Source organism: Streptomyces sp. NPDC003248 (assembly GCF_055563235.1).
Map to the genome: position 1 here is coordinate 316713 of NZ_JBVHDT010000009.1, position 6312 is coordinate 323024.

At 73.8% G+C, this 6312-nt stretch carries 5 protein-coding genes; 3 read left to right on the forward strand and 2 right to left on the reverse strand.

Features of this window, described 5'->3' with window-relative positions; translation table 11 throughout:
* Positions 1 to 62: 62 nt before the first annotated feature.
* From ACZ3KJ_RS22735 to ACZ3KJ_RS22745, 3 genes are all read left to right on the forward strand, one after another.
* Positions 63 to 1001, forward strand: a complete 939-nt coding sequence (locus ACZ3KJ_RS22735) for a sucrase ferredoxin (protein WP_467529447.1) — start codon at positions 63 to 65, stop codon at positions 999 to 1001.
* 515 nt (positions 1002 to 1516) lie between these two features.
* On the forward strand, positions 1517 to 3187 hold the full coding sequence (locus ACZ3KJ_RS22740; RefSeq protein ID WP_467529449.1) for a sensor histidine kinase: 1671 nt from the start codon (positions 1517 to 1519) through the stop codon (positions 3185 to 3187).
* A complete protein-coding gene (locus tag ACZ3KJ_RS22745; protein ID WP_467529450.1) occupies positions 3184 to 3864 on the forward strand; it encodes a response regulator in 681 nt (226 codons plus the stop codon). Before ACZ3KJ_RS22740 ends, ACZ3KJ_RS22745 begins: the two co-directional genes overlap by 4 nt.
* A gap of 43 nt (positions 3865 to 3907) precedes the next feature.
* Here the strand turns inward: ACZ3KJ_RS22745 and ACZ3KJ_RS22750 are convergent, their stop codons facing one another.
* Positions 3908 to 5500 carry a solute symporter family protein gene (locus ACZ3KJ_RS22750; protein WP_467529452.1) on the reverse strand — a complete coding sequence of 531 codons (1593 nt, stop codon included), beginning with the start codon at positions 5498 to 5500 and terminating at the stop codon, positions 3908 to 3910.
* Complete coding sequence (locus ACZ3KJ_RS22755; protein ID WP_467529453.1) at positions 5497 to 6057, reverse strand: DUF485 domain-containing protein; 561 nt, start codon at positions 6055 to 6057, stop codon at positions 5497 to 5499. The genes ACZ3KJ_RS22750 and ACZ3KJ_RS22755 overlap by 4 nt, the downstream gene beginning before the upstream one ends.
* Positions 6058 to 6312: the final 255 nt, after the last annotated feature.

A 6312-nucleotide genomic window follows, 5' to 3' on the forward strand; every position in this document is an offset into this window, starting at 1 on the left:
GAGAGGGGACATCCGCGTGCCCCGCGCGCGACACCCTGTCAAGTCAGGTTAGGCTCACCTTCGTGAGTACCTGCACGGCCGACTCGCGGAATCTCGACGAGCCCATGTCCGGAACCGCGCCCACGGCGAGTACCTGGCTCCTGCTGGAACAGCCCGGCCCCTGGGGGGCCAACGCGCTGGTCGCGAGCCACCTCGATCCCGCGGTCGGCCGCGCCCTGGAAGCGGCCGCCCGGGGCACCGGCGTCCGCGTGGCCCTCATCCGGCGCCCCGGACGCCACTCGGACCCCGGCGCGCCGTTGCTGCGCCGTGTGTACGCGGCCCACACGGTGCCGGGACGGGTCTGGCTGCACTCAGCCGTGGCGGACGACCCGAGCCGACTGCTGGACATCGACTTCGCCGCGCTCGGCAGGGGCGACCACCACGGTTTCGACACCGCGCTCCGGGCCCGCCCCCACACCGGCGATCCGCTCGCCCTCGTCTGCACCAACGGAAAGCGCGACCGCTGCTGCGCGCTGCTGGGCCGCCCCCTCGCGGCCGAACTCACCGCCTCGGGCGCGAACGGCGTCTGGGAGGTCACCCACCTCGGCGGTCACCGTTTCTCCCCGACCGTGCTCGTCCTGCCGTACGGCTACGCCTACGGCCGGGCCGAGGCACACACCGTCAAGGAGGCGCTGCGCGGCGTCCGGGAGGGGCGGATCGTGCTGGAGGGCTGCCGGGGCGGCTCCGCCTGGGAGCGGCCCGGCCAGGCAGCCGAACTGGCCGTGCGCGCAGCGACCGGCGAGTACGCCGCGGAGGCACTCCGTGTCGTCCGGACGCAGGGCCGTGCGCCGCGCTGGGAGGTCACCGTCGAGCACAGCGACGGACGGCACTGGAGCGTGGTCGTGGCGCAGGGCGCCTCGCTGCCGCCCCGCCCGGAGAGCTGCGGGGCGTCGGTCCTCGGATCACCGGCGCGGATGGACGTGGTCGCGATACGCGAACGGGCCCCGGCACTGGCGGGCTGAACTGCGGGACGTCGGTACCCGGGCCACCTGCGCGGACGGACGTGGTCGCGGCACGCGAGCAGGCCCCGGCACCGGCGGGCTGAACTGCGGGACGTCGGTACCCGGGCCACCTGCGCGGACGGACGCGACCGCGATACGCGAACGGCCCCGGCACCGGCGGACTGAGCTGCGGGACATCGGCCCCCGGACCAACCCGCGCGGACGGACGCGACCGCGATACGCGAACGGCCCCGGCGTCAGCAGACTGAGCTGCGGAACGTCGCTCCCTGGACCACCCACGCCGATGGACGCGACCGCGATACGCGAGCAGGCCCCGGCGCCGGCGGACTGAGCGGCTGACGGGGCTTCGAGCGGGACGCGGAGCGGGCGGCGGAGGACCGTGGTGTCCGCTGCCGGCGCCCGCGTCGGCACCTCCGCTCGGGTGAAGCGGCTCGCGGGAACCCGCTCGAGCCGATCAGGAGATCCCCGCCACACACCCCTACGGCTCGACCGGACCGTCCACGTACCGTCGGGGCATGAGCCCCACTCCCCCCGTCCGACGCCTGCGCCTCGGGATGCCCCGGCGCGTGTTCTCGCAGGTGCTGCTCATGCAGCTGGCGATCGCCGCCGGAGTCGTGGTGCTCGCGACGGGGCTGTTCCTCGCCCCGCTCGGCGACCAGCTGGACGACCAGGCGATGCGCCGCGCGCTCGCCATCGCCCAGACCACCGCGGCGGTGCCGCAGATCGCCGAGGACCTGCGCGACACCCCGCCCTCCGCGGACGGGCCGGTGCAGCGCGAGGCGGAGCGGATCCGCCGGGCCAGCGGCGCCGAGTACGTCGTGGTGATGGACGTCCACGGCACGCGCTGGTCCCACACCGACCCCGAAGCGGTCGGCGGCCACGTCTCCACCGACCCCAGCCAGGCGCTGGCCGGCCGGGACGTCATGGAGATCGACGACGGCACCCTGGGCCGCTCCGCCCGCGGCAAGGTGCCCCTGCGCGACAGCGCGGGCGGGATCGTCGGGGCGGTCTCGGTCGGCATCGAGTACGACAGTGTGCGCGCCCGGCTCGTCCACGCGATCCCGGGGCTGTTCGCGTACGCCGGCGGCGCGCTCGCCGTGGGCGCCCTGGCCGCCTGGCTGATCTCGCGACGGGTCCAGCGGCAGACCCGCGACCTGGCCTTCTCCGACATCTCGGCGCTGCTCGCGGAGCGCGAGGCCATGCTGCACGGCATCCGGGAGGGCGTGGTGGCCCTCGACCGCGCGGGGCGCATCCGGCTGCTCAACGACGAGGCGCAGCGTTTGCTGGGCATCGGGGACGAGACGGTGGGGCGCTCGCCCGACGCGGCGCTCGGCGAGGGCCGTACCGCCGACGTCCTGGCCGGCCGGGTGACCGGCAGGGACCTGCTCACCGTGCGCGGACAGCGCGTCCTGGTCGCCAACCGGATGCCCACCGGCGACGGGGGCGCCGTGGCGACCCTGCGCGACCGCACCGAGCTCGAACAGCTGGGCCGCGAGCTCGACTCCACCCGCGGTCTGATCGACGCCCTGCGCGCCCAGGACCACGAGCACGCCAACCGCATGCACACCGTGCTGGGCCTGCTCGAACTGGAGATGTACGACGACGCCGTGGAGTTCGTGGGCGAGGTCGTCGGCGACCACCGGGCGACCGCGGAACAGGTGACCGAGAAGATCGCGGACCCGCTGCTGGCGGCCCTGCTCGTCGGCAAGGCGACGGTCGCGGCCGAGCGCGGTGTCGCTCTGCGGATCACCGACGGCACCCGGCTCCCCGACCGGCTGGTCGATCCGCGCGGGCTGGTCACGGTCGTCGGCAACCTGGTGGACAACGCCCTCGACGCCGTCGCGGGCACGCCGCACGCGCGCGTGGAGGTCGAACTGCGCGCCGAGGGCGGCACCGCCGTCCTGCGGGTCCGCGACACGGGGCCCGGCGTCCCGGCCGAGCACCGCGAGTCGGTCTTCACCGAGGGCTGGTCCACGAAGGAGCCGCCGGCGCACGGCGGGCGCGGTATCGGTCTCTCCCTGGTGCGCCGGCTCGCCGAGCGGCAGGGCGGCAGCGCCCGGGTCGGTCCGGCGCGCGGCGGCGGGGCCGAGTTCACCGTGGTCCTGCCCGAGGCACTGACCGGGTCCGGCCTGGAGACCGTCCCGGCCGGCAGCGCGCGGAGCACGGACGGAGAGGAGCCGCGATGATCGAGGTCCTGGTCGTGGACGACGACACGAGGGTCGCCCGGGTGAACGCCGCGTACGTCGAGAAGGTGCCGGGCTTCCGCGTCGCGGGCGTGGCACACGGCGCCGACGAGGCGCTGCGCCGGCTGGAGTCGTCGCCCTGTCCGGATCTGGTCCTGCTGGACCACTACCTCCCCGACGGGACGGGTCTGGAGGTCGTCCAGGAGATGCGCCGCCGTGGCCACCCCGCGGACGTGATCATGGTGACGGCCGCGCGGGACGTCTCCACGGTGCGGGCGGCGATGCGGCAGGGCGCCCTGCAGTACCTGGTCAAGCCGTTCGCCTTCGCGGGCCTGCGCGCCAAGCTGGAGGCGTACGCGCAGCTGCGCCGTACGCTCGACGGCGGCGGCGAGGCCGAACAGGCCGACGTCGACCGGATCTTCGGCGCGCTGTCCGCTCCGTCGGAGCCGGAGCTGCCCAAAGGGCACTCCCCCACCACCGCCGAACTCGTACGTCAGTCCCTGATGACCGCGCCGGGCCCGCTGTCCGCCCAGGAGATCGCCGACCGGACCGGCGTGAGCCGCCAGACCGCCCAGCGCTATCTGAAGCTCCTGGAGCGCACCGGCAGGGCCCGCCTGACCCTGAAATACGGTGACGCGGGCCGCCCGGAGCACCGATACGCGTGGGCGACCCGCACCTGAGGGCACGGCCCGGCTCGACGGCGCGCGCCCGCCCCTCGTCGCTCTAGACAGCCCCCGCCCCGGTCAGCGACCGCACCTCGGTCTCCGCGTGCTTGGCCTCGTCGGCGGCCTCGGTGGAGGTGACCGTGCCGAGCCAGCCCGCGAGGAAGCCCGACGGGATCGAGACCAGGCCGGGGTTGTCGAGCGGGAAGAGCTGGAAGTCGAGGTCGGGGAAGAGCGACGCGGGGTCGCCCGACACCACCGGCGACAGCAGGACCAGCCCCAGCGCCGGGACGAGACCGCCGTACACCGCCCACACGGCGCCCCGTGTGGTGAAGCCCCGCCAGAACAGCGAGTAGAGCAGGACCGGGAGGTTCGCGGAGGCGGCGACCGCGAAGGCGAGCCCGACCAGGAAGGCGACGTTCAGGTCGCGGGCGAGCAGGCCGAGGCCGATGGCGACGGCGCCGATCCCGACGGCGGCGATCCGGGCCACCGCCACTTCGCTGCGCGGCTCGGCGCGCTTGCGCCGCAGGGAGGCGTAGAGGTCATGGGCCACCGACGCCGAGGAGGCGAGCGTGATCCCGGCGACCACCGCGAGGATCGTGGCGAAGGCGATGGCCGCCACGAGGGCGAACAGGACCGTGCCGCCCGTGGAGCCGGCGCCGCCGCCCAGGTCGAGCGCCAGCAGCGGCACCGCCGTGTTCCCCGCCGCGTTGGACGCGCGGACGGCGTCGGGCCCGACGATCGCCGCCGCCCCGAACCCGAGGACGATCGTCATCAGGTAGAAGCCGCCGATGAGCCCGATCGACCAGACGACGGAGCGCCGTGCGGACCGTGCGGTCGGCACGGTGTAGAAGCGGGAGAGGATGTGCGGCAGCCCGGCCGTGCCCAGCACCAGCGCGAGGCCCAGGCTCATGAAGTCCAGGCGCGCGGTCCAGTCCCCGCCGTACCTCAGCCCGGGAGCCAGGAACGCGGCGCCGTGGCCGCTGCGTTCCGCCGCCGTGTGCAGCAGCCGGTCGACGTCACCGTGGAAGCGGACCAGGACCAGCACGGTGAGGGCGACGGTGCCGCCGAGCAGCAGGACCGCCTTGACGATCTGGATCCATGTGGTGGCCCGCATCCCTCCCATCGACACGTAGATCACCATCAGGGCGCCGACACCGATGACGGTCCAGGCCTGGGCGGCCTCGCCGGTCTCGCCGAGGAGCAGCGCGACGAGACTGCCCGCGCCCACCATCTGCGCCACCAGATAGAGAACGGACACGGTGACCGAGGAGGTTCCCGCCGCGATCCGCACCGGTCGCTCGGCCATCCGCGCGGCCACCACGTCGGCGAGCGTGAACCTCCCGCAGTTGCGCACCAGTTCGGCGACGAGGAACAGCACCACCAGCCAGGCCACCAGGAAGCCCACCGAGTACAGCAGTCCGTCGTAGCCGAAGAGCGCGATGAGTCCGGAGATGCCCAGGAAGGAGGCGGCCGACATGTAGTCGCCCGCGATGGCAAAACCATTTTCCATCGGGGAGAACAGCCGCCCGCCGACGTAGAACTCCTCCGCGGAACCGTGCCGTTTCCGGCTCACCCACGTCGTGATGCCCAGCGTGACCGCGATGAACGCGCCGAACAGCAGCAGGCCCAGCGTCTGGTGGTCGCCGGTCATGACGCACCGCCCCCCGCCTCGCGTGTCAGCTCCTGTGTCTCCCAGCGCACCTCCAGCGCCGCGCGGTCCCTGCGCAGGCGTGCGTGCCGGGCGTAGGCCCAGGTGAGCAGGAAGGTGCTGAGGAACTGCCCGAGGCCCGCGAGCAGCGCCACGTTCACCGCCCCGGCGACGGGCCGTGCCATCAGTGAGGGGGCGGTCGTCGCGGCCACGACGTACCCCACGTACCAGAGGAGGAAACCGACGGTCGCCGGAACCACGAACCGCCGGTACCGGCTGCGCACCTCCTGGAAGGCCGCGCTGCGCTGCACCTCCAGGTAGATTTGGGCAGCCGCCGCGGTGGCGTCCGCCTGCTGCCGCCGTGCCGGCGAAACCTCGCTGACGGGCCTGCTCAGGGCGTCCGACTCGCCCCAGCCCGAGGCGAGCGCGTCGTACCACGGATCCTCGTACCGCACGTCTCCGGCGGTCCGGGCGAACACCGGTCCGTGGTCCTGTTCATGATCGCCCGATCTTTCGGGACCGTCCCCGGTGCCACGGGCACGGCCGTTGCTTGACTGCATGCCCAAGGATGGACAGAACGGGAAGACCGCCGACTCTCGTTCCCCCCGCTCTTCACCCCATCAGGTGACCGGAACGCCCGCGCTCCCCCTCTTCCGTGTGATCGGTCCTCCTGCCGTACGCCGCCGGGTCCTGTCGGCCCAGGGCCCGTTGCGAAAGGCCCTAGGAGTTGTCTTCGAATGTCACGCCCACATCAGGAGCGATGCGAGGGTGACGGCTGCCTGGTAGGACTCGGCGGTCTTGTCGTAGCGGGTGGC